At 73.3% G+C, this 20907-nt stretch carries 23 protein-coding genes; 11 read left to right on the top strand and 12 right to left on the bottom strand.

Translation table 11 applies throughout. From position 1 onward, the window contains the following. Positions 1 to 163 precede the first annotated feature (163 nt). From RF644_RS04065 to RF644_RS04035, 7 genes are all read left to right on the top strand, one after another. On the top strand, positions 164 to 859 hold the full coding sequence (locus tag RF644_RS04065) for a dienelactone hydrolase family protein (protein WP_368795506.1): 696 nt from the start codon (positions 164 to 166) through the stop codon (positions 857 to 859). A gap of 145 nt (positions 860 to 1004) precedes the next feature. After that, complete coding sequence (locus RF644_RS04060) at positions 1005 to 1193, top strand: hypothetical protein (RefSeq protein ID WP_368795505.1); 189 nt, start codon at positions 1005 to 1007, stop codon at positions 1191 to 1193. A 48-nt stretch (positions 1194 to 1241) separates the two neighbouring features. After that, positions 1242 to 1859 carry a maleylpyruvate isomerase family mycothiol-dependent enzyme gene (locus RF644_RS04055; RefSeq protein ID WP_368795504.1) on the top strand — a complete coding sequence of 206 codons (618 nt, stop codon included), beginning with the start codon at positions 1242 to 1244 and terminating at the stop codon, positions 1857 to 1859. A gap of 145 nt (positions 1860 to 2004) precedes the next feature. Continuing rightward, positions 2005 to 3411 (top strand): extracellular solute-binding protein, encoded by a 1407-nt coding sequence (locus RF644_RS04050; protein WP_368795503.1) that lies wholly within the window; start codon positions 2005 to 2007, stop codon positions 3409 to 3411. Next, entirely contained in the window at positions 3408 to 4349 is a 942-nt protein-coding gene (locus tag RF644_RS04045) for a carbohydrate ABC transporter permease (RefSeq protein ID WP_368795502.1), read from the top strand. Before RF644_RS04050 ends, RF644_RS04045 begins: the two co-directional genes overlap by 4 nt. Before the next feature lie 28 nt (positions 4350 to 4377). Next, positions 4378 to 5265, top strand: coding sequence for a carbohydrate ABC transporter permease (locus RF644_RS04040; protein WP_017834956.1), 888 nt, complete (start codon positions 4378 to 4380; stop codon positions 5263 to 5265). Further along, positions 5262 to 6605: a glycoside hydrolase family 32 protein gene (locus RF644_RS04035; protein ID WP_368795501.1), complete on the top strand. Its 1344-nt coding sequence runs from the start codon at positions 5262 to 5264 to the stop codon at positions 6603 to 6605. The genes RF644_RS04040 and RF644_RS04035 overlap by 4 nt, the downstream gene beginning before the upstream one ends. On the opposite strand, the gene RF644_RS04030 is transcribed toward RF644_RS04035, so the two are convergent. The 7 genes from RF644_RS04030 to RF644_RS04000 form a co-directional block, all read right to left on the bottom strand. Beyond that, on the bottom strand, positions 6571 to 7596 hold the full coding sequence (locus RF644_RS04030; RefSeq protein WP_368795500.1) for a LacI family DNA-binding transcriptional regulator: 1026 nt from the start codon (positions 7594 to 7596) through the stop codon (positions 6571 to 6573). The genes RF644_RS04035 and RF644_RS04030 overlap by 35 nt on opposite strands. Positions 7597 to 7681: 85 nt before the next feature. Continuing rightward, positions 7682 to 9031, bottom strand: a complete 1350-nt coding sequence (locus tag RF644_RS04025) for an HAAAP family serine/threonine permease (RefSeq protein ID WP_368795499.1) — start codon at positions 9029 to 9031, stop codon at positions 7682 to 7684. A 228-nt stretch (positions 9032 to 9259) separates the two neighbouring features. Continuing rightward, positions 9260 to 9424 carry a hypothetical protein gene (locus RF644_RS04020; protein ID WP_017834952.1) on the bottom strand — a complete coding sequence of 55 codons (165 nt, stop codon included), beginning with the start codon at positions 9422 to 9424 and terminating at the stop codon, positions 9260 to 9262. 290 nt (positions 9425 to 9714) lie between these two features. Next, positions 9715 to 10551 (bottom strand): hypothetical protein, encoded by an 837-nt coding sequence (locus RF644_RS04015; protein WP_368795498.1) that lies wholly within the window; start codon positions 10549 to 10551, stop codon positions 9715 to 9717. A 148-nt stretch (positions 10552 to 10699) separates the two neighbouring features. Continuing rightward, positions 10700 to 11506, bottom strand: coding sequence for a VC0807 family protein (locus tag RF644_RS04010; RefSeq protein ID WP_368795496.1), 807 nt, complete (start codon positions 11504 to 11506; stop codon positions 10700 to 10702). A 10-nt stretch (positions 11507 to 11516) separates the two neighbouring features. Then, positions 11517 to 12137 (bottom strand): TetR/AcrR family transcriptional regulator, encoded by a 621-nt coding sequence (locus tag RF644_RS04005; RefSeq protein WP_368795495.1) that lies wholly within the window; start codon positions 12135 to 12137, stop codon positions 11517 to 11519. A 78-nt stretch (positions 12138 to 12215) separates the two neighbouring features. Next, a complete protein-coding gene (locus tag RF644_RS04000; protein WP_368795494.1) occupies positions 12216 to 13067 on the bottom strand; it encodes a helix-turn-helix domain-containing protein in 852 nt (283 codons plus the stop codon). Positions 13068 to 13155: 88 nt separating this feature from the next. Between RF644_RS04000 and RF644_RS03995 the strand changes: the two genes are divergently transcribed. After that, positions 13156 to 13740 (top strand): dihydrofolate reductase family protein, encoded by a 585-nt coding sequence (locus RF644_RS03995; RefSeq protein WP_368795493.1) that lies wholly within the window; start codon positions 13156 to 13158, stop codon positions 13738 to 13740. Positions 13741 to 13816: 76 nt separating this feature from the next. Then, entirely contained in the window at positions 13817 to 14188 is a 372-nt protein-coding gene (locus RF644_RS03990) for a VOC family protein (RefSeq protein WP_368795492.1), read from the top strand. Positions 14189 to 14223: 35 nt separating this feature from the next. Here the strand turns inward: RF644_RS03990 and RF644_RS03985 are convergent, their stop codons facing one another. Further along, the gene (locus RF644_RS03985; protein WP_368795491.1) at positions 14224 to 14838 is read right to left on the bottom strand and encodes a hypothetical protein; all 615 of its coding nucleotides are present in this window, start codon (positions 14836 to 14838) and stop codon (positions 14224 to 14226) included. A gap of 102 nt (positions 14839 to 14940) precedes the next feature. Between RF644_RS03985 and RF644_RS03980 the strand changes: the two genes are divergently transcribed. Next, a complete protein-coding gene (locus RF644_RS03980) occupies positions 14941 to 15927 on the top strand; it encodes a GlxA family transcriptional regulator (protein WP_368795490.1) in 987 nt (328 codons plus the stop codon). A 35-nt stretch (positions 15928 to 15962) separates the two neighbouring features. Here RF644_RS03980 and RF644_RS03975 read toward each other — a convergent pair whose 3' ends face one another. After that, positions 15963 to 16553 carry a GNAT family N-acetyltransferase gene (locus RF644_RS03975; protein WP_017834942.1) on the bottom strand — a complete coding sequence of 197 codons (591 nt, stop codon included), beginning with the start codon at positions 16551 to 16553 and terminating at the stop codon, positions 15963 to 15965. Positions 16554 to 16744: 191 nt separating this feature from the next. On the opposite strand from RF644_RS03975, the gene RF644_RS03970 reads away from it, so the two are divergent. Beyond that, positions 16745 to 17617: an NAD(P)H-binding protein gene (locus RF644_RS03970; protein ID WP_368795489.1), complete on the top strand. Its 873-nt coding sequence runs from the start codon at positions 16745 to 16747 to the stop codon at positions 17615 to 17617. 35 nt (positions 17618 to 17652) lie between these two features. Here the strand turns inward: RF644_RS03970 and RF644_RS03965 are convergent, their stop codons facing one another. From RF644_RS03965 to RF644_RS03955, 3 genes are all read right to left on the bottom strand, one after another. After that, on the bottom strand, positions 17653 to 18243 hold the full coding sequence (locus RF644_RS03965; protein WP_368795488.1) for a dihydrofolate reductase family protein: 591 nt from the start codon (positions 18241 to 18243) through the stop codon (positions 17653 to 17655). A gap of 82 nt (positions 18244 to 18325) precedes the next feature. Beyond that, positions 18326 to 19186 carry a phosphotransferase family protein gene (locus RF644_RS03960; RefSeq protein ID WP_368795486.1) on the bottom strand — a complete coding sequence of 287 codons (861 nt, stop codon included), beginning with the start codon at positions 19184 to 19186 and terminating at the stop codon, positions 18326 to 18328. 77 nt (positions 19187 to 19263) lie between these two features. Continuing rightward, positions 19264 to 20748, bottom strand: coding sequence for a selenium-binding protein SBP56-related protein (locus tag RF644_RS03955; RefSeq protein ID WP_368795485.1), 1485 nt, complete (start codon positions 20746 to 20748; stop codon positions 19264 to 19266). Positions 20749 to 20907: the final 159 nt, after the last annotated feature.

Genomic DNA, 20907 nt, shown 5'->3' with positions numbered 1-20907 from the left:
GGTTCCTGGCTTCTGTGCTGGATTGGGCCGTCACGCGGCCCACACTGAAGTGTACGAAAGCAAACACAGCGGGGGATCCCGCACCGGCCCGTGACGGGCAATCGCCTGTCCACACTCCTGCCTACACTGGCCCGACGCAGCCCCGACCCGAAGGAGCACCGCAGTGGAGACCACCCCGCACCAGAACGTCACCTTCCCCTCGGCCGGGGGCCGGGCCCACGGCTACCTGGCGCTGCCGGACGCCGGCCGCGGTCCCGGCGTGCTCGTGATCCAGGAGTGGTGGGGGCTCACCGACCACATCCGGGACGTCGCGGACCGGCTCGCCGCCGAGGGCTTCGTGGCCCTGGCCCCCGACCTCTACGGCGGGTCCATCACCCACGACGGCGAGGAGGCCGCCGAGATGATGTCCCGGCTGCCCGAGGAGGAGGGCGTGCGGCTGCTCGCCGGCTCCGTCGACTTCCTGCTCGGCCACGAGGCCGTCACCAGCTCCACGGCGGGGGCGATCGGCTTCTGCATGGGCGGCGGGTTCGTCCTGGCCCTCGCCGCCGACCAGGGCGGGCGGATCGGCGCCGCAGTGCCGTTCTACGGTGTCGGCCAGGGCGTGCCGGACGCCTGCCACGGGGTGCGCGCGGCGGTGCAGGGCCACTACGGCCGCGAGGATTCGTCCTACCCGGTCGAGAAGGCGCAGGCGCTCGAGGAGCAGCTCCGCCGCGAGTCCTCCGCCCCCGTGGTCGAGTTCCACTACTACGACGCCCCGCACGCCTTCCACAACGACCGGAACCGGGAGAACCACCGCCCCGACGCCGCGTCCGCGGCCTGGGAGCGCGCGGTCGCCTTCCTGCGGGAGCACGTCCGGTAGCCGGGGACGACGGCGGTCCCGCCGGCCACCACCGCTCGGACCCGGGCCGACGCCCAGGCACCGCCGGTCGCGGTGACAGCTCCGGCACAGCCTGCCGTGCCAGGCTCGGCCCCGGAGCACGCCCGAGACCACCCAGGGAGAACCGATGACGCAGACGACCACCCGGACCATGACGCGCACCGCGACCGCCGTGCTCACCGCGGCACTGGTCGCCCTGGCGGTGGTGCTGCAGCAGCCGGAGCCCCTCACCGCGGCACTGCTCGTCGTCGTCCTCGGCACCGGCTGGGACCTGCGCCTGACCCGCCAACTGGCCCGGGTGCGGGTCCGCCCCTGACCCCACCGCCCCGAGCACGCCGGGCGCCCGAGCACCGAGGAGTCCCCCATGACCGAGATCTGGCCCGTGGTCCACGCCGAGCGCCGGGCGCTGATCCGGGACCTGGAGGACCTCCCGGCGCAGCAGTGGGCGACCCCTTCGCTGTGCCCCGGCTGGGACGTCCACGACGTCCTGGCTCACCTCGTCGACGACGCGCGGACCACGCGCCTGGGCTTCCTCCGCCGCCTCGCGGCCGCCCGCTTCGACTTCGACCGCTGCAACGCCCGCGGCGTCGCGCGGGAGCGCCGAGCGGATCCGCGGGACACGCTGGCTGCGTTCCGCGCGGTGAGCGGCCGCACCACGAGCGCGCCGGCGGCGCCGGCCACCCGGCTGGTGGAGGTGTTCGTGCACGGGGAGGACATCCGGCGCCCGCTCTCGCTCACCCGGGACCGTCCGGCCGGACCGGTCGCCGAGGCCCTGCGCCACCAGCTGCGGACCAGCACGAAGCTCGGCGGCGGGAAGGAGCGGGCGGCGGGCCTGCGGCTCGTGGCCACCGACGCCGACCTCGACGCCGGGACCGGCCCGGAGGTGCGCGGCGGCGTCCTCGCGCTGCTGCTGGCGGTGTCCGGGCGCCCGGTCGGCCCGGAGGAGCTCACCGGCCCCGGGGCGGCGGCACTCGTCTCCTGAGCGCTCGCCGTTCCGGACGGCCCCCGATGCAGTCTTGTGACGGCCCCGCACTGTGATCCTTGACACCTCGCCCCGGATGTCTCTACTCTCCTAACACGTGTCAGGAACCTGACACGTGTTAGTTCAGCAGAGTGAGGACACGCGGATGACTGCAGCGAGCAGCATGACCCGTCGCGCGCTACTGGGGGTCGGGGGCGTCGCCCTGGCCGGGGCCACCGTCGGGGCGTGGCCGCGCCTGACCGCCTCCGACATCCCCGGTCGCGGGGATGACGTCCTGACGGTGGCGATCCAGGGCACGTCCCAGGACGCCGCGAAGCGCCTGCAGCTGGTGGACGAGTTCCGGGCCGAGCACCCGGACATCCCGGTGCGGATCCAGGCCGTCCAGAGCGCCGACTGGGGCGACTTCTTCTCCAAGATCCTCACCATGGTCGCGGCCGGCCAGGCGCCGGACCTGGTGTACGTGGCCACGGAGGGCACCCAGCTGTTCGCCGACCGGCTCGCGGTGCCCCTCGACAGCTTCGTCCAGCGGGACGCCGCCACGATGGGCGAGTACTTCCGCGACGTGCACCCCAGCCTCGTGGAGGCCTTCATGTACAAGGGGAACCTGTACCAGCTGCCGCTGGAGTTCAACGCGGCCAACATGTACCTCAACACGGCGGCGCTGCGCCGGGCCGGGGCGGAGCGGCCCGCCGACGACTGGACCAAGGACGACTTCACGGGGCTCATGCGCGCCATGCAGCGCTCCAACGAGGGCTCCTTCCGCCCCTACTACTGGACCAACCGCCTGTTCGGCGGCGTGGTCCCCTGGCTCTACGCCAACGGCACCAGCTTCCTCACCGAGGAGAAGGCGCCGGGCGGCGGATGGCTGTGGAACGGCTTCTACGGGGACCACCCGGCGGGTGCCGACCGCAGTGGCGGCTACCTGTGGACGGGCTCAAACGTCCGGGACGAGCGGGTCACGGAGACGTTCGACTACCTGCGGGAGCTCGTGCAGGAGGGCCTCGGCGTGCGCCCCGAGGAGGGCGGCGGCAACGCCCTGATCGGCCTGTTCGCCTCCAACCGCGTCGGCGCCACCCCGGCCGGCGGGTACTGGGCGCAGGGACTGAACGAGGCCGGCATGGCACCAGACGCCTTCGACGTGCAGTTCTTCCCGCGCTGGCGCGCGCAGCGCCACCAGTTCGGCGGCGCCGGCTACGCGCTGATGAAGACCTCGGAGCGCAAGGACCAGGCGTGGGAGTGGATCAAGTTCACGGCCCGCAAGGAGTCGATGCAGCTGGCCACCCCCCACCCGAACACCACGCCGAGCCGGCGCTCCATGGTCACCGCGGACTTCTACCGCGGGGCCGGTCCCGAGCACTGGCAGGTCTTCTACGACACGCTGGACCGCTTCCCCAGCACCGGTCCCATCCCCGCCCCGCCGCAGCAGGCCGCCGTCGAGTCCGCGCTCATGAAGAACGTGGCGGTCGCCATGGGCGGCGGCGCCGGCCAGATGACCTCGGCCCTCGACCGGCTCGACACCGAACTCGCTCTCATCCTCGGGGAGGACTCATGACCACCATCGCACCGGCACCGGACGTCGCCCGGACCACGGTCCCCGCACCGGCGCCGCAGCCGCGGCGGACCCGCTCCCGGGCCGAGAGGTGGATGACCGTCGTCTTCCTGGCCCCCACCGTCATCGGGATGGGCGTCTTCACGGTGCTGCCCATCCTGGCCTCCGTGGTGCTGGCCTTCTTCCAGTGGGACATCATCTCCGCGCCCGAGTTCGTGGGGCTGCGCAACTTCACCGAGCTCGTCACGGATCGGACCGTGCGGGTCTCCTTCCTCAACACGATCGTGTTCGTGGTGGTCGCGGTGGCTCTGCAGCTGTCCCTCGCGATGACCCTCGCGGTGCTGGTGCAGGGGAAGATGCCGAGCTGGTTGCGGCTGTTCTTCCGCTCCACGTTCTTCTTCCCGCTCATCCTCTCCGCGGCCAGCGTCTCGATCTTCATGCGCTACATGTTCAACGAGCAGTTCGGCGTCGTGAACTGGCTCCTCACCAATGTCGGCCTGCCCGCGGTGCCCTGGTTGACCACCACGACCGGGGCCTCGCTCGTGGTGGTGCTCGTCTACGTGTGGCAGAACTTCGGCTTCACGTTCCTGATCCTGCTCGGCGGGATCGCGTCCATCCCCAAGGAGCTCTACGAGGCGGCCGACCTCGACGGCGCCAAGGGCTGGTCCAAGTTCCGCAACGTGACCCTGCCCCTCGTCAGCCCGACCCTCCTGGTCGCGTCCGTGACGGCGATCATCACGGCGCTGCAGGTCTTCGACCAGCCCTACGTGCTCACCCGCGGCGGCCCCGGGGACTCGACCCGCTCCGCCGTGATGGTCGTCTACCAGACGGCGTTCCAGCAGCTGGAGTTCGGCAAGGCGTCCGCCATCGGCCTGGTGCTCATCATGCTCGTCACCCTGGCGCAGTTCCGCCTCTCCCGGCGCTACGTCCACTACCAGTGAGCTCTCCCGACCGACGAAGGACCACCTCATGTCTGCACCCGCTCACACCCCGTCCCGGACGGCCGGCTCCGCGCCCCGCCGTCGTCGGCGCCGGGGGCTGCCCACCCCGGGGCGCGTCGCCGGCTTCCTCTTCCTGCTGGTCGCCGCCGTCGCGGTCCTGGGGCCCGTCATGTGGACCCTGTCGACGTCGCTGCGCAGCCCCAGCGAGGCGTTCGACCTCCCGCCCAAGTTCTTCCCGACCGACCCGGACACCACGGCCTACGCCGAGGTCGCCCGGCAGATCGACCTGGTGCGGCTCGTCCTCAACAGCGCGCTGGTCACCGCCCTCATCGCCGCCGGGCAGATGCTGACCGCGGCCATGGCCGGGTACGTCTTCGCCCGCATGCGCTTCCGGGGCTCCGGGCTGATGTTCGGCGTGGTCCTGGCCACCATGATGGTCCCGGTCCAGGTGACGATCGTGCCCGTGTTCATGCTGGTCCGCGGCATGGGCCTGGCCGACACCCTCCTGGCGCTGATCATCCCGGCCATCCCCACCGCGTTCGGCACGTTCCTGATGCGCCAGTACTTCATGGGGCTGCCGAACGACTTCGCGGAGGCCGCCGCCCTGGACGGGGCGAGCCCCTGGCGGACCTTCTTCTCCATCTACGCGCCGCTGTCCCTGCCGGGCATGGCCATCGTGGGCATCCTGGCGTTCAACTACCACTGGAACGAGTTCTTCCGGCCCCTCATCCTGACCATCTCGGAGCAGAACTTCACCCTCCCCCTGGGCCTCGTGTCCCTGCAGGGAAACCTGGGCACGGGCTCCATCTCCGTGGTCCTGGCCGGCGTCGTGATCTCCATGATCCCCGCACTCATCGTCTTCGTCTTCGGGCAGCGCTACCTGCGCGAAGGCCTCACCGCAGGAAGCAGCAAATGACCCTCTCTCCCAGCACCGCCTCCGCCGTCCTGCCCACGAGCCGGGCCTTCCCCCGTACCCACCCCCGGCCGGCCCGGGGCTGGCTCAACGACCCCAACGGGCTGTGCCGGGTCGATGGCACCTGGCACGTGTTCTTCCAGTACAACCCCGGCTCCGCACGCCACGACGCCATCCAGTGGGGGCACCTGTCCTCACCGGACCTGGTGACGTGGCAGGAGGAGCCGGTGGCCCTGCGCCCGCAGCAGCACGGCCCCGACGCGTTCGGCTGCTGGTCCGGGGTGCTCACCGTCGAGGACGGGCGCCCGGTGGCGGTCTACAGCGGTGTCGAGGCCGGCGACGACCGGTCCCGCGTGACGCTGGCCACCGGCTCGGAGGACCTGCGGTCCTGGCGGCAGGAGGGCGTCACGGCGGCGGAGATGCCCGAGGACCCCGGCGTGGTCGCGGTGCGCGACCCGTTCCTCTTCCGCTGGGCGGGGCGGCGGTACGCCCTCCAGGGCGCGGGGCTGGCCGACGGCCGGGCGGCGATCCTGCTCTACGACGCCGCCGACCTGGAGCACTGGACCTACCTGGGCGTGTGGCTGACCTCGGACCACCCCGTGCTCAGCGCGGACCTCGACGCCTCGATCTGGGAGTGCCCCCAGCTCTTCGAGGTGGTCGAGGGCGAGGTGTCCCGCTGGGTGCTGATCGTCTCCCGGTGGGTGCGCCAGGAGGACGGGTCCGGCCGGCTCCAGGACGTGCGCTACGTCGTCGGGCGCATGGACGAGGACCCCGACGACGACGACGGGGGCCGGGCCCGGGGAGCCGCCCCCCGCTTCACCCCCGAGGCCTGTGGTGCCGTGGACACGGGGCCGGCCTTCTACGCGCCCCAGGTGCTGGCGCTGGAGGACCGCACCCTGCTGTGGGGCTGGTCGTGGGAGACGCGGCCGGCGGACGTCAGCGACGAGGAGGGGTGGGCCGGTCTGCTCACCTGGCCGCGCGAGCTCCGGCTGGACGGCGATGTCCTCGTCCCGGCACCCGCCGCCGAGTGCGCGGGGCACCGGCGCGAGCACCTTGAGCCGACGTCCGCGGACGAGACGGTCGAGCTGCCGGACGCCGCCGAGCTCCGCGCCACGGGCCCGGACGCCGCCGTGCGCCTGCTGCTGCGCGGTCCCGCCGGCGAGCGCGAGGTCTGGTCGGGGCGCGCGGCGACGGTCGTGGTCGACGGCTCCCTGGTGGAGGTCTACGCGCAGGACGGGCCCTCCCACACCCTCCGGGCCTATCCGCAGGACGGCGAGACCTGGTGCGCGGCGGTCGAGCCGGGCGCGGTCACCGGGTGGGCGCTGGGCCCGTCGACGCCCTGACGATCAGCGGGCAGTCGATGCGCTCCACCGCGGGCGGGATCTCGAGGCCGTGGAGCTGCTCCAGGAGCAGCTCCACGGCGCGCGCCCCGATCCGCAGGTGCGGCAGGGCGACGGTCGTCAGCGCGGGGACGAGCTGGTCGGCCACGCTCTGCTGGTCGTCGACCCCCACGAGGGAGAGGTCCTCCGGGACCCGCAGGCCGGACGCCGCCGCGCAGAGCAGCACGCCCGTGGCGGTGCGGTCGTTGGACGCGAGGATCGCCGTCGGCGGCTCGCGCAGGGCGAGCAGCCGCTGCGCCGCCCGGTAGCCGTCCTGGATCTCCCAGCCGGTCGGCTCGACCGTGAGCCGCAGGCCCTCGCGGCCGAACTCCGCGCAGGCCGCCTCGAAGCCCTGCCGGCGCAGCGGCGTGGCCGGCGAGTCGGACGTGCCGGTCAGCAGGGCGATCCGGCGGTGCCCCAGTCCAAGCACGTGCTCCGTGGCGCGGCGCATCCCGGTCACCTCGTCCGGGATCACCGCGGCGAGCCGTTCCTGCGGGTCGTAGCAGTTGGCGAGCACCGCGGGGCGGCGCAGCAGCGGCTCGGGCGGGTCCAGCTCCACGAGGCCGCCCGTGGCGTAGACCAGCCCGTCGACGTGCCGGTGGATCAGGGCCTCGGCGAGCTCGAGGTCGCGCCCCGGCACCCCCTCCGTGTCGGCTACGGTCAGCACGTAGCCCGCCGGGCGGGCGACGGAACCGGCGCCGCTGATGATCCGGCCGGCGAAGGGACTGGTCACGATCTCGTCGGTGATCACGCCGATGGTGTTGGTGCGCTGGCTCTGCAGGGCGACCGCCACCGCGTTCGGCACGTAGCCCAGCCGCTGCACGGCCTCCCGGATCCGCTGCTGGGCGGTGGGCGAGACGTTGCCGTCGGCGTTGTTGTTGAGGACCATCGAGACCGCGCTCCGGGAGACCCCGGCCTCGCGCGCGACATCGGCGGCAGTGGGGTTGCGGGCCATGTTCCTCCGGCGGTAGCACCGGTCTCGAACCGGGTCGGTGTGCGGCCCCCAGTCTATCGGGGGCACCCGGTCCGGGGGCGGGGGCTCAGCGGACGAGGGTGAAGAGGATGCCGCTGATGGCCACGAGCCCGGCGACGGTCACGAACACGTTGGAGAGCTGCCCCCGGTAGGGCGCCAGCGCCGGGATCCGGCGCACGGCGTACATCGGCATGAGGTACAGGATCACGGCGATGACGGGCCCGGCCAGGGACTCGATGAGGGACAGGATGCTCGGGTTGAGCACCGCGGCCGCCCACGTGGTGAGGAAGATGAAGACCGCGATCCCCCGGCGCAGCGTCCGGTCCTGCGGCTGCCGGATCCGGGCGGGGAGCATGCTGCGCACGATGCCCGCCGCGCCCTCGCTGGCGCCCAGGTAGTGGCCGAAGAACGAGGAGACGATCGCCACGACCGCCACGGCGGGGCCGAGGTAGCCGATCCAGGGGTTGTCCTGCACGTTGGCCAGGTGGGAGAGCACCGGGAGGTTGGCCTCCCGGGCCTCCTGCAGCCCGGTGGTGCCCAGGGACAGGACGCAGGACCAGACGAAGCCCATGGTGAACAGCACCAGCAGGACCGTGGTGCGGCGCAGCACGCGGGACGCCGCCGCGGGCGCGTCCGGCCCGTGCTCGCGCTGCATCGCCAGGGAGAACTGCGAGATCGCGGGGGAGTGGTTGAACGCGAACACCAGCACCGGGATGATCAGCCACACCGACAGCGTGAGCTCGCCGGCGGACGGCACCACGGCGAGGTCGCCCACCTGCCAGGTGGGGACGAGGTAGACCGTCACCCCCAGCAGGGCGAGGATCAGCGGGTAGACCAGCCACCGGGTCACCGCGAGCATGAGGCGCTGACCGGCGACCATGACCAGCATCATCAGGGCGATCAGCACCCCGGAGAGCAGCACGCGGGGGACCGGCGGCAGGCCCAGCTGGTTGACGAGCAGGCTCTCGACCGTGTTGGTGATGCCCACCCCGTAGATCAGGACGATGGGGTAGATCGCGAGGAAGTACAGGACGGTGATCACCCGCCCGGCGCCCTCCCCGAAGTAGTCGCGGGCCACGACCGTGATGTCCTCGCCCTTCCGCGGCGAGGCGCAGACGAAGCGTGCGAGGGCCCGGTGGGACAGGTAGGTCATCGGCCCGATGAGGACCGTCACCACGAGCAGCGGCCACAGGCCGCCGGCCCCCGCGTTGATCGGGAGGAAGAGGATGCCCGCGCCGATGGCGGTGCCGAACAGGCCGAGCATCCAGCCGGTGTCGACCGCGGAGGGCCGGCTCCGGGCACCGGGTGCCGTGGCCGAGCGGTCCGGGGCGGGGTTCGTGGTGGTCGGCGTGGTCGCCGGGGAGGGAACGGGTTCTGCGTCGGCGGAGATCGTCCGCGGGGCAGGGGAGCGCGACATGGTGGTCCTCGCTGGGTGCACATGGGGTGGACCTCAGGGACGATACCAGCCGGACCCCGTCCCTCCGGGCCTCGGGCGGCGTCACTCCCGGGCAGCGGCACCCGCGCCCCGGAACCGCCGCCGGGGACGACGACGGAGCAACGGCCCGGCACGACCGGCGTGCCGGGCCGTCGCTCCGTCGGCGGGTCAGGACCGGCACCTCAGTGCCGGCGGGTCAGTGCCGGCGGGTCAGTGCTGTCGCAGGGGGCGTCCCACGATCCCGGTGGACACCGCGAAGTACGCGGCCGCCGCGAACAGCAGCGTGGCCCACCCGTAGGCCTGGGACCCCAGGGCCAGGACGGCGCCGTTGGCGACGAACAGCATGACGGCCGCGACCGTCAGCCACTGCGCCACCTGATTTCCGCGAACCTCTCGAACCCCTGCCACTGTCATCCCCTTCGTCGATCGCCTCCCGCCTGCGACCGCAGCCGGGATGAGGCCAAGTTAGGTGCCTTTCGGGACATATGTCAGTCGACTTAAGTCCAGACCTTGTGGGAGCCGCGCCAACATCGAGCCTGGTCAGGGGCAACAGGCGAACATGACGAAAGATGGCGCGGCCTGGGTCCAGGAACAGGCGCCGGCACGGGAAGGGGCGGGGACGTGATATCCACGTCCCCGCCCCGGTCCTTCCGGTGTGCTGCCGCCTACGGCGCCGCGGGCGCCGCACCGGCGTCAGCACCGGGCACGGCCTGCTCGGCGGCCGCGCCGGCGCCCGGCTGGACGGTGTCGGTCTGCCCGCTCTCCGACTCCTGGCCGCTCGTGTCCGGGAGGGTACCGCCGGTCGTGGTGTCGTCCTCGGTCACTGCCCCGTCCGCGGGGGCGACCTCGCCCGGAACGACTCCACCCGGGGCCACGGTGACCTCCGCGTCGGGGACGGTCCCGTCGGCGGGGGCCACCTCGCCGGTGCCGGCGGCCGGGTCCTCGACCGGGGCGGGGGCAACGTCGCTGCGCACGGAGACCGACTCGCTGCCGGTCACGGTGCGCTGGATCGTGCCCGTGCCCCCGGAGAGCTCGGTGCCGGTGAGCGCCTGGATGCCGAAGATCGCCGCGACCGCGAGGCCGAGGACGGCGCCAGTGGTGACCAGGATGGGCTTCAAGCGCGGGCGCAGGGCGGACCAGCGGCTGCCGGCGGCCACGGCGGTGCTGCCGTCCGACTCGGAGGAGTCCAGGCCGGGGCGGGCGAGCACGCGCTGGGCCACGGTGGTCTTCACCTTCTTCAGGCCCCGGCGGCTCTTCTCGAGCGAGGCCGAGTAGAGCACGATGGCGATGCCGGAGACGATGCTGGTCAGTGCGGCGCCGAGGACGGTGCCGACGACGCTGAGGTGGCCGCCGATCACGGACATGGTCGCGGCGGTGGCGGCGCCGGCGAGCAGGCCCGGGATGTTCAGGGCCGGGCTCTTCTTCTCGGACTGCTCCTCGGCCGGTGCCTGCGGATGGTCCTCGGCCGCGGGGGCCTCGGTGCGTGGTCTTTCCAGAGTCATGCCGTCCTGCTTCGGTTGCGGGGAAGGGGGTGCTGATCCCCGCGACGATGCTCGGGCCAGCCTTCCCCATTATCCGGACTGACCTGGGAAAGCACAGGCCGAGTGGGAACTCTCACACCTTGCGGTCCCCCGTGGGCGCAACGTGGCGTCAAAGGCCCGGGTCACCGTCCGGTCCGCTCCGGGCGCCTGGACCGCCGGTCACCGGGGGCGGCCCGGCCGCCGTGGCCGGCGCGGCGGCCCGGCCCAGGTGCCGCCGCCCGTACGCCTTGCCGGCCTGGACGACGGCGACCAGCAGCACCAGCAGCAGCGCCGCGGCGGCAGCCGGGACCGCGTCGACGGGCAGGGTGTAGGCCATGACCGCTCGGGCGCCGGTTCCGATCAGGAAGGCGGCTCCCCAGCCCGCGGTCATTGCCCGGAAGATCCGGCGGAACACCGGGTCCTGCTCCCAGTCGTGCTTCCAGCGGGCGGCGGCCTCGGCGGGCATCAGGGCCACGGTGGCGTCGAAGAGCGCGGACCGGCCGCCGGCGAGACTCGTCAGCAGCCACGCGCCCAGCAGCGCGGTGAGCCAGCCGCCCAGGGCCATCAGCAGCCGGGCGTCGGCCGTGATCAGCCCCACGGCGGTGTTGAGGGCCAGCACGGACAGGGTGAAGGCCCCGAGCCGGTCCAGCCGGTGGGTGCGGGCCGCGGCACCCAGCACGCGCAGCAGCGGGGCGAGCCCGCCGAGCACCAGCGCCACCCAGGGCTCCGCCCCGGCCAGCCGCAGTCCGTAGTACAGGGCGAAGGGCAGGACCAGGCCCGCGCCCAGCAGTCCCACCAGCGGATGACGCCGGCAGCTCACCGGCGTCCCGTCCGGGACCGCACCGCCGTCCGGGGCCGGCGACGGCGCGGGGATCCGGTCCGGCGGTGTCCCGGCAGGGGGAACGGTCGGCCGCGGGGTGGGGTCCGGGACGCTCACAGCGCTCTCCTCAGGGTCTCTTCCGGGTCGCGAGCCCGACCACGGAGACGAGCTCGCGGGTATAGGTGCCCAGATCGAAGTCCGGGTCGGTGACCAGCCGCCCGGAGGCGGTGTCGATCGCCCCGCGGATAAGGATCGCCAGGGCATGGGCGTCGAAATCCCGGAAGGCCCCGGTCTCCTGCCCGTCGCGCAGCAGGCCCTCCAGGTGGGCCAGCACGGGGTCGGCCCCGGACGGGGTGAACCGGGGGGCACCGTCCGGGGCGCGCAGGTTCATCACGATCTCGGTGACCGCCCGGATGTCCGCCGGATGCCGGCCCAGGAAGGCGAGGTTTGCCTCCACGTAGGCGGTCAGCACCACCGAGGGGTCGGTCTCGGCGTCGGTGCGGGCCGCGATGGCGGCCCCGGCGCGGCGGTAGACGTCGATCACCACCTGGGCCAGCAGCTCGTCCTTGGACGTGAAGTAGTAGGAGACCACGCCCTTGCTCACGCCGGCGCGGCGGGCGATCTCGGCCAGGGAGGCCCGCCCGTACCCGGACTCGGCGATGGCCTCGATCGCGCACGCCAGGATCTGGGCCCGGCGGGCCGTCTCCGTGAAGGTCGGGGAGTCACCCGAGGCCTCGTTTGACCGCATGGTCAAAATATAGGCCGTGCGGTCAATCCGCGGAAGGCGGGGGCCGAGTGTGACGCCCCGCGGTCGGGGCAGGACTCGTCACACCGTCTGAGAGGTCGGAAAGGGACGAGGGCGTGTCCCGAGCAGGGTGAACGCGGTGGGCCGCCGTGCCCGAGCGAGGGCGAGGGGCGTCTCGCCCGCGAAGCGCCGCACCTCCCGGGTGAGGTGGCTCTGGTCCGAGAGGCCGTGCCGGGCGGCGAGCGCCCCGAGACTCCGGCTCCCCAGTTCCGCGTGCAGGCGCTCGAACCGGATGATCTGTGCTGCGACCTTGGGCGGGACACCGGTCACCTCGTCGAAGCGCGCCCGCACGTGCCGCACGCTCCAGCCGGAGCGCCGGGCCAGATCCGCGATCCGCGTCTGTCCGCCCGTCTGCTGCAGCTCCGACCACGTCCACTCCACCAGGGCATCGGCCGGTGCCCCGGACCCGGCGAGCCGCACCAGCTCCTCGACCACGATCGCGAAGCGCTGGGGCCAGCCCGGCACCTCGGCGAGCCGGTCGGGCACGTCGTGCCCCCATCGCGGCACCAGGTCCGCCAAGGGCAGGACGTGCCCGGCGGTCTCCCGGCCCGGCACGCCCAGCAGCCGGCAGGCGCCCGGTGGGGTCAGGTAGACCTGCACGGATGCGTGCCGGCCGAAGAAGACCGTGCGCACCGGGCCGGGCATCAGCCCGGCGAGGAAAGCGCCGTGGGCCGTCTCCGCTCCGGTGGGAAGCGCCCGGACGTGCAGCGGTGAGGTGAAGGAGATCTCCAGCACCAGGAAGCTGCCGGCCGGCTGCACCCGGGACCGTCCTCCCGGCGGAGCGAGTTCGTCGAAGCCCACGATCCCCGCCACCAGCCCCCGCAGCGGAGGCGGAACGGCGTGCCGGAGGACCGTCGGCGCGGACCCGCTCACGTCAGCCCTCTGTTCCGTGCCGCTTTTTTCAAGACCCCCTCGGCCCCGGAGTTCTACCGTCGGAGGAGGACGAGGAGAGGACCCCACGATGGGCACGCTGGTCATGATCGAGTTTCTGACGGTCGACGGAGTCATGCAAGGGCTGGGGTCACCCGGGGAAGACCCGGAGGGCGGGTTCGTGCACGGCGGCTGGGGCGCCCCCTATGCCGAGAGCGTCCACCAGGTCACCGCGTCCTCGGGGTTCGCGAGGACCTCGAGCTACCTCTTCGGGCGCCGGACCTACGAGAAGATGGCCGCGTTCTGGCCCCACCAGCCGGCCGACGACCCCGTGGCCGCCCATCTGAACGCCACCCCCAAGTACGTGGCCTCCCGGACCCTGACCGAGGCCGCGTGGCCGGGGACACGGATCCTCGCGACGGACGTCGTCGACGCCGTGCGGGGGCTGAGGGCGGGCGAGGACGGGGACATCGCCGTGCTGGGCAGCGGCGTGCTCTGCCGGGAGCTGCTCGCGGAGGACCTGGTCGACGAGATCCGGCTGTTCGTCCACCCCCTGCTGCTCGGGTCCGGCAAGCGGCTGTTCGGCGGGCTGCCGGTCCCGCGCCGGCTCGCGCTGAGATCGGTCGCCAGGACGGACCTCGGGACCGTCGCGCTCGTCTACGGCACACGGGCGTGAGCGGCCCGTCATGATGGGGACGTGGGGCCGATCGACCTCACCTGTCCATGAGGAAGAGCTGACACAGGAGGAACCCATGATCACGAACGTGGCGGCGGCGGTGCTGTACGTCGGCGACCAGGACGAGGCCCTGGCGTTCTACCGGGACACCCTGGGGTTCGAGCTCGTGACGGACGCCGACATGGGCGGGGGCGCTCGCTGGGTCGAGGTCCGGCCCCCCGGCGCGCAGACGTCGATCGTCCTGTCGGCGGCCTCGGCCTTCGGCAAGGACCCCGGCGAGGGCGCCCACCTGACCTTCACCGCGGACGACGTCGCGGCAACCGTGGCGGAGCTGCGCTCCAGGGGTGCCACGGTGTCCGATCCGGTCAGCGAGCCGTGGGGGACCTACGCCACCGTCGACGCGCCGGACGGGCACCGGCTGCAGTTCCACGAGCGTCCGGGCCGCTGACGACCGCCGTGCACTCCCTCCCGGTCGGCCCGGGCTCATCCGGCGAGGGCGAGAGCGAGGACGCCGACCCCGAGGGCGAGATCGAGGGCGCCGCACCACTCGGCCAGCGACCGCGAGACCACCTCGTGGCGGTGCCAGTGCACCAGGTCCCACGCGGCGTGGCCGATCAGGCCGGCAGCGACCAGCACGCGCCCGGCCTCCGGGGAGAGCCAGAGCGCACCGAGTCCGAGCGCCATGAACCCGACGGCGGCGAACGGCTGCCAGCGATAGGCCCCTGGCCGCGAGAAGGTGCCCCGGACCGCGCCGACGCCGACGGCGCCCAGCACGACCGCGGTCATGGCGGCCAGTTCGACGACCGGCCCCGCCCCGGCGAGCCGGGCCGTGACCACGAGGACGACCAGGACGGCGAGCACCGGCCAGGACCAGCGGGGACGGACGAGCACGGCGATCACCACGTACCCCGTCGTCGCGAGCACCAGCACCAGGAGCACGGCTGTGACGCTGTGCGGGTCGTCGGTGGCGAGGTTGAACGCGGCGAACGCCAGGCCGAGGATCGCGGGCCACCGCCGTGCGATCGCCCGGACGGGTCGGGGCGCCGACGGTGTCGGCGCCGGAGCGGAGAGGGTTGCGGACGGAGACCGGTGGTTCATGCCACGAGGGTAGGAGCGGCCGGACGTCACTCTTCGGGCGCATCCTCGGCTGCGTCCGGAATCCTGGGATACTCGTCCCACACCGGGTGACAGGGGAACCTGATGGCTGATCGTGCCACGGCGGTGATCGCCTACGACGGGGCGGAGCTGCTCGACATCGCCTGCATCACCACGCCCCTGGCCCTGGCCAACATGATCGGCCGGCCGCGCGACCCCTACCGGGTGCAGGTGCTGAGCCTGCACGGGGTCCCGATCCGCTGCGAGACCGGTCTGACCCTGCAGGCGGACGGCGCCCTCGAGCACGTGCTCGGACCGGTCGACACGATGATCGTGACCGGCGGCCTCGGCCACCACCGCGCCGCCGACGCCGAGCCCCTCCTGCGGCACGTGCGGCGCCTCGCGGCCACGAGCCGGCGGGTGGCCTCCGTGTGCACCGGCGCCAGCGTCCTGGCCGCCGCCGGGCTGCTCGACGGGCGGCGCGCCACCACGCACTGGCGCTTCGCCGCCGACCTCGCCCGCCGCTATCCGCAGGTCGAGGTCGACCCGGACCCGATCTACATCCGCGACGGGCGGATCGCCACCGCGGCCGGGGTCACCAGCGCCCTGGACCTGACCCTGTCCTTCATCGAGGACGACCACGGCGTGCCGCTGGCCCGCCAGGTGGCCCGCAACCTCGTGACCTACCTGCAGCGGCCGGGCAACCAGGCCCAGATGAGCCTGTTCACCGGCGTCTCCGGAGGAGGCAACGACGTGGTGCAGCAGGCGATCGGGTTCATCACCACCCACCTGGACGCGGACCTGTCCACGGCGGCCGTCGCCGACCACGTCGGGGTCAGCCCCCGCCACCTCACCCGCCTCTTCGAAGCGCACCTGGGCCTGCCGCCGGCCCGGTTCGTGCGGGAGGCCAGGACCGACGCCGCCGCCCGGCTGCTGGAGTCCAGCTCGTTGCCGGCGGCCGCGATCGCCCAGCGGTGCGGGTTCGGCTCCGCCGAGGCCCTCCGGCAGAGCTTCGTGGGCCGGTACGCGATCTCGCCCACCGACTACCGGGCCCGCTTCAGCCGCCCGCCCCGGGCCGCGCCCGCGTCCTGACCTCGTGCCCGGTGCGGGCCCCGCTCAGGCCCCGCTCACCGCAGCGGCAGCCGCATGAGCACGCGCGGGAAGCCGTTGAGGACCGAGGTGGTGTCGGCGGCCTGGGTGAAGCCGGCGCGCTCGAACATGGCGCGGGTGCCGACATAGGCCATCGTGGTGTCGACCTTCCGGTCCCCGTTGTCCACCGGGTAGCCCTCGACGGCCGGCGCGCCGTGGCCGCGGGCGTGCTCCACGGCGCCCTCGAGCAGCGCCTGGGCCACACCCCGGCCCCGCTGGCCGCCGCGCACCCGGAAGCACCACACGGCCCAGACCGGGAGGTCGTCGACGTGCGGGATGCGCCTGCTGTGGGCGAAGGAGTGCAGCTCGGCCCGCGGGGCCACGCCGCACCAGCCGACCACCGTCCCGCCGTCGTAGGCGAGGACGCCCGGCGGGATCGGCCGGGCGCACAGCTCCTGGACCCTCTGCGCACGTTCCCGGCCGGTCAGCGCGCGGTTCTCCTTGGAGGGGAGCCGGTAGGTGAGGCACCAGCAGACCGCCGAGTCGGGGTTGCGGGGGCCCAGGACGGTGGCGACGTCGTCGAACCTCTCGCTGGTCGCCGGTCGGATCGTGAACGCGGTGGAAGTCATGGTCGTTCCTCGCTGCTGGGCGGAGTGGCGCCGGCCGTGCTCTTCACCGAGGGAGAACCCGCCGTCCGGACCACCCTACGGGCGGGCCACCCTCCGGCGGGTGCGGACGGCGGCGGAACCCGGTGCGCCGGGGCAGCCGGAGTCGTAGCGTGGTGGGAGCACCGGACTGCTCGAGGCAGAGGGGACCCGTCATGAGGATCGTCGTCACCACGCCCACGGGGCACGTGGGCTCCCGCGTCGTGCGGCTGCTCGTGCAGGCCGGGCTGCGGCCCACCGTGCTCGTGCGCCGCGCGTCCCGCCTGGACCCGGACCTGCGGGCCCGGTGCGAGGTGGTCGAGGGGGACCAGGGCGATCTCGCCGCCGTGACCCGGGCCACCGACGGGGCCGACGCCCTGTACTGGGTGAACCCGCCGACGGACGACGACGACCCCGTCGCCGGCTACGCCCGGATGGGCGAGGTCGCCGCCGCTGCGGTGGCTGGGAACGCCGTGCCGCGGGTGGTCTTCCAGAGCAGCATCGGCGCCGAGGCCCGGCACGGGTTCGGGGAGATCGACGGGCTGGCCCGCACCGAGGAGCTGCTCGACGCCACGGGCGCGCACGTCACCCATCTGCGCTGCGGATACTTCTTCACCAACCTGCTGCTGGATCTCGAGTCGGTGCGGTCCGGGGTGCTGGGCACCACCCTGCCGGTCGACCACCGGATGCCCTGGGTGGACCCGCGGGACATCGGGGACGTCGCCGCCGTCCGGCTGCTGGCCACCGACTGGACCGGCCGGCACACGCAGGGCGTGCACGGGCCCGAGGACCTCTCCTTCGCCGAGGCCGCCCGGATCGTGGGGGAGGCGCTCGGGCTTCCGCTGACCGCCGTCCAGGTGGCCGAGGACGAGGTCGCCGGGATCCTGCGCTCGGCCGGCCTCACCGACGCGCAGGTCGAGGGGGTGCTGGGGATGTCCCGGGGGCAGCGGGGATTCACCCCGGAGAACCCGCGGGAGCCGCTCACCACGACGCCCACTGCACTGGGCGCCTGGGCCCACGCCGTCCTCCGGCCCGCGCTCGCGGCCTGAGCCGGCCCGCCGACCCCTAAGCGGTGCCCGCCGGGTCAGGACGAGGCGACCGGGCGGCGGTCCCAGGTCAGGACCACGTGGCCGCCCTCGAACGTGCTGACGTCCGTCAGGTCGAACCGGGCGGGCGAGAACTCTCCGGCGTCGAAGGCCGGCCGCCCGGCCCCGGCGAGCACCGGGTAGAGCTTGACGACCACCCGGTCGATCTCCGGGAGCACCGCCGCGGCCAGCGACGCACCGCCGACGAGACAGACGTCGAACGGCGAGTCCTCGGCCTTGAGCGAGCGCACGAGCCCGACCGGGTCCTCGCGCACGACCGTCACCTCCGGGGTGAGCTCCTGCTGCGTGGTCGACACGACGTACTGGCGCAGGTGCGCGTACGGACTGACCACGCCGATCGCCAGGGCCGGTTCGTAGGTGCGCCGGCCCATGACCACGGTGTCGAAGTGCCGGTGGGGCGCGTGGTCGATGCCGAGGTGGGTGCGGACGTGGGTCGGGAGGGTCTCGGGGTACTCCTCGCCCAGCCAGGCGCCGTAGGCGTCGGAGAGCGGGAAGAAGTCGGTCTCGTCGTGCGGGCCGGCGATCCGGCCGTCGATCGAGACGCCGATGAAGTAGGTCAGTCGTCGCATGCTCCCATTCTCGGCCGGTGCACCGGGCGACGTCACGGCAGTCCCGGACCACGACGGGTGCGGCGCGGCGCCGGGGCCCGGTTCACCGACCGCGCCGGACGCGGTCGAAGGTCTCCCGGGCGACCTCCCACGTGGTCTTGCCGACGTCGAAGTGGTCGGTGAGCATGTACACCCCGATCCAGCGCTGGTACGTCCAGGCGCGGTCGAGGAGCCCGGGGTCCCTCGGCCCGGTGTAGCGCTCGTGCACCGCGCGGACGAAGTCCTCGCCGTACTCGTGCAGCTCCGCGAAGTCCACGGCCGGGTCACCGACACACATGTCGCTGAAGTCGATCACGCCGAGCCGGGCGTCGTCGTCGTCCCAGAGCAGGTGCCGGCTGTAGACGTCGTTGTGGACGACCACCTCGGGGAGGTCGGCGGCGAGGAGCGCGTCGACGTCGGCCAGGATCCGCGCCACCTCGTCCAGCTCTGCCGGGGTCAGCACGGCGGGCAGGTGCGCGGCGGCCGCGCTGCGGACGTCGTCCTGGTCCTCGGCCAGGAAGGACGCCGGCACCCGCTCCAGCGGGGTGCCGGGGACAGGCGCGGTGTGCAGGGCCGAGAGGAAGCCGGCCAGCTGGTCCACGAGCGCGTCGCGAGCCGTTCCGCCCAGGGAGGCCAGCACCTCCGGCTGGAGCGTGCGGCCGGGCAGGAGCGGGTACCCGGCGAACGAGCCGTCCGGCGCCACGCGGTCGTAGCGCGGGATCCGCACCGGCAGCCGCGGGGCGAGGTGGTCCAGCACCGCGACCTCCCGGCCGAGCGCCTGCGCGTAGGGCGTCTCCTGCGGGAAGCGGAACACCAGGGCCTCGTCCAGGACGACGACGACGTGGTCCCAGCCCTCGGTGATCCGCCGCGCCCTCGACCACGTCAGCCCGGGGAACGCCGCGGCGATGCGCTCCAGCTCGTCCATTCCGGTCCTCCGTCCTCCTCCGGATCCGTCCGGCGCGGGCTCCTTACGTGCGGTGGTGCCGGTGCCGAGCGCGTGGGTCAGGTGCGGTAGCAGTAGGAGTCGGAGGACGCGTCCCCGCCCTGCAGTCGGATCTGGTGGACGCGCAGTCCCCGGAAGTCCTCCTGGGAGAGGAAGAAGTCCTCGTCGATCGACAGGCCGCCGGTGTCGGTGTCGGCGTCGATCTTGGCCATCCAGGCTCCGATCCCGTGGGGGTAGAACTGGTCGTCCCAGGCCCCGTAGAGGGAGTTGGTCACGTAGACCCGCTTGCCGTCGCGGCTGGTCTCCACCATCTGCGGGCCTCCGCCGAGCCACGTGCCCGGGGCGGAGGGGTGGGCGGCGCGGTCCCCGATCCCGCCCAGACGGACCGATCCGGTCTCGCGCGGGTGGGCCGGATCGGAGACGTCGTACTGCTTGAGCTCCCCGGTGCCCCAGCAGGAGACGTAGAGCCAGCGGTCGTCCACGGACAGGGAGATGTCGGTGACCAGCGGAGGCACCGCCCCGAACGGACGCAGCAACTCCGGCAACCTGTCCGCGTCGAGGGGTTCGGCCGGGATGGAGACGACCTTCTCCGCCGCCCACTCCCCGGTGCCCGTGCGGTGCCAGTGGAAGATCGCGGCCGAGAGGTCCTGCGTGGAGATCGCCGTGTCCACCAGCCCCCAGGTCGCCTCCGGATCGTGGGCCGGTCGCAGCTCGAGGGCCATCTGGTGCTCGGGCCCCAGCTCCACGCGCTGCAGATGCTTGCCGGCGGCCAGGTCCCAGAAGTGCAGGGCGTGGCCGTACTCCTGGTTGAGCAGCTGCTCGGCGACCACGCCGTTCTCCACCATCGCCGGAGTGCCCCACTCGCTGGTGACCAGCGTGTTGTGCATCAGGTGCCACCAGGCGTCGTAGGCCAGGTGCTGGGGGCCGCGGTCGGTCTCCCACCGCCCGACCACGTCGAAGGTGTCGTGGTCGAGCACGGCGATCCCGCCCGGCCCGCCGTCCCCGGACGCCGCCCCCAGGCAGGAGAGGTAGACCCCGTCCGGGCCGCAGTGCAGGGTGTGCGGGCGGGAGTACCCGGCCTTCTCGGCCAGCTCCTGCGCCGTGATGGTCTTGATCACCCGCGGGGCGCGGGGGTCGGGGTGGGTGTCGGCGACGTGCACGTTGGAGGACCGCAGCCCGGGCATCAGCAGGTACCGGCGGGACAGACCGGTCATCTCGTGCCCTTCGTGCATGAAGGCGCTGCTGCAGGCGTTCCAGCCGAAGTGGTGCAGCTCGTCCCCGGTGGTGGGCATGTCCTCCCACCCGACCACCGTGCCGTAGGAGGCCGAGTCCGGGTCGAGGTCCACGACGGTCAGCGCGTCGGGACGCTCAGCGCCGCGGTCGAAGGCGACCACGTACGCCAGCTTCTCCCGCGGGGCGGCGATGGCCTCGGCCGGGGAGCGGTAGAACGTGGGGTCGGTCGGCGAGGACGCGGCGGCATCGGTCCCCTCGTCGTGGCCGCCGCCGGGCCCGGTGTGGTGGTGGTCGTGGCCGTGGTGTCTCATCGGAACTCCCCAGTGCTGGACCTGTGCAGCACCATTTTCCCACCCCGCCCGCGGGCAGGCCAGAGCGCGCGAAGGGCATGCGGGCCGCGCACTGCACCTCAAGACATCAGAGGTCTTCATGAAGGGATGTTGCTCGGCCCCGCCCGCCGGACGGCGCCG

Source organism: Kocuria sp. CPCC 205258 (assembly GCF_040981005.1).
Classification (GTDB): Bacteria; Actinomycetota; Actinomycetes; order Actinomycetales; family Micrococcaceae; genus Kocuria; species Kocuria rosea.
The sequence above is the reverse complement of the archived record's forward strand: the minus strand, read 5'-3'. Positions and strand labels throughout refer to the sequence as shown.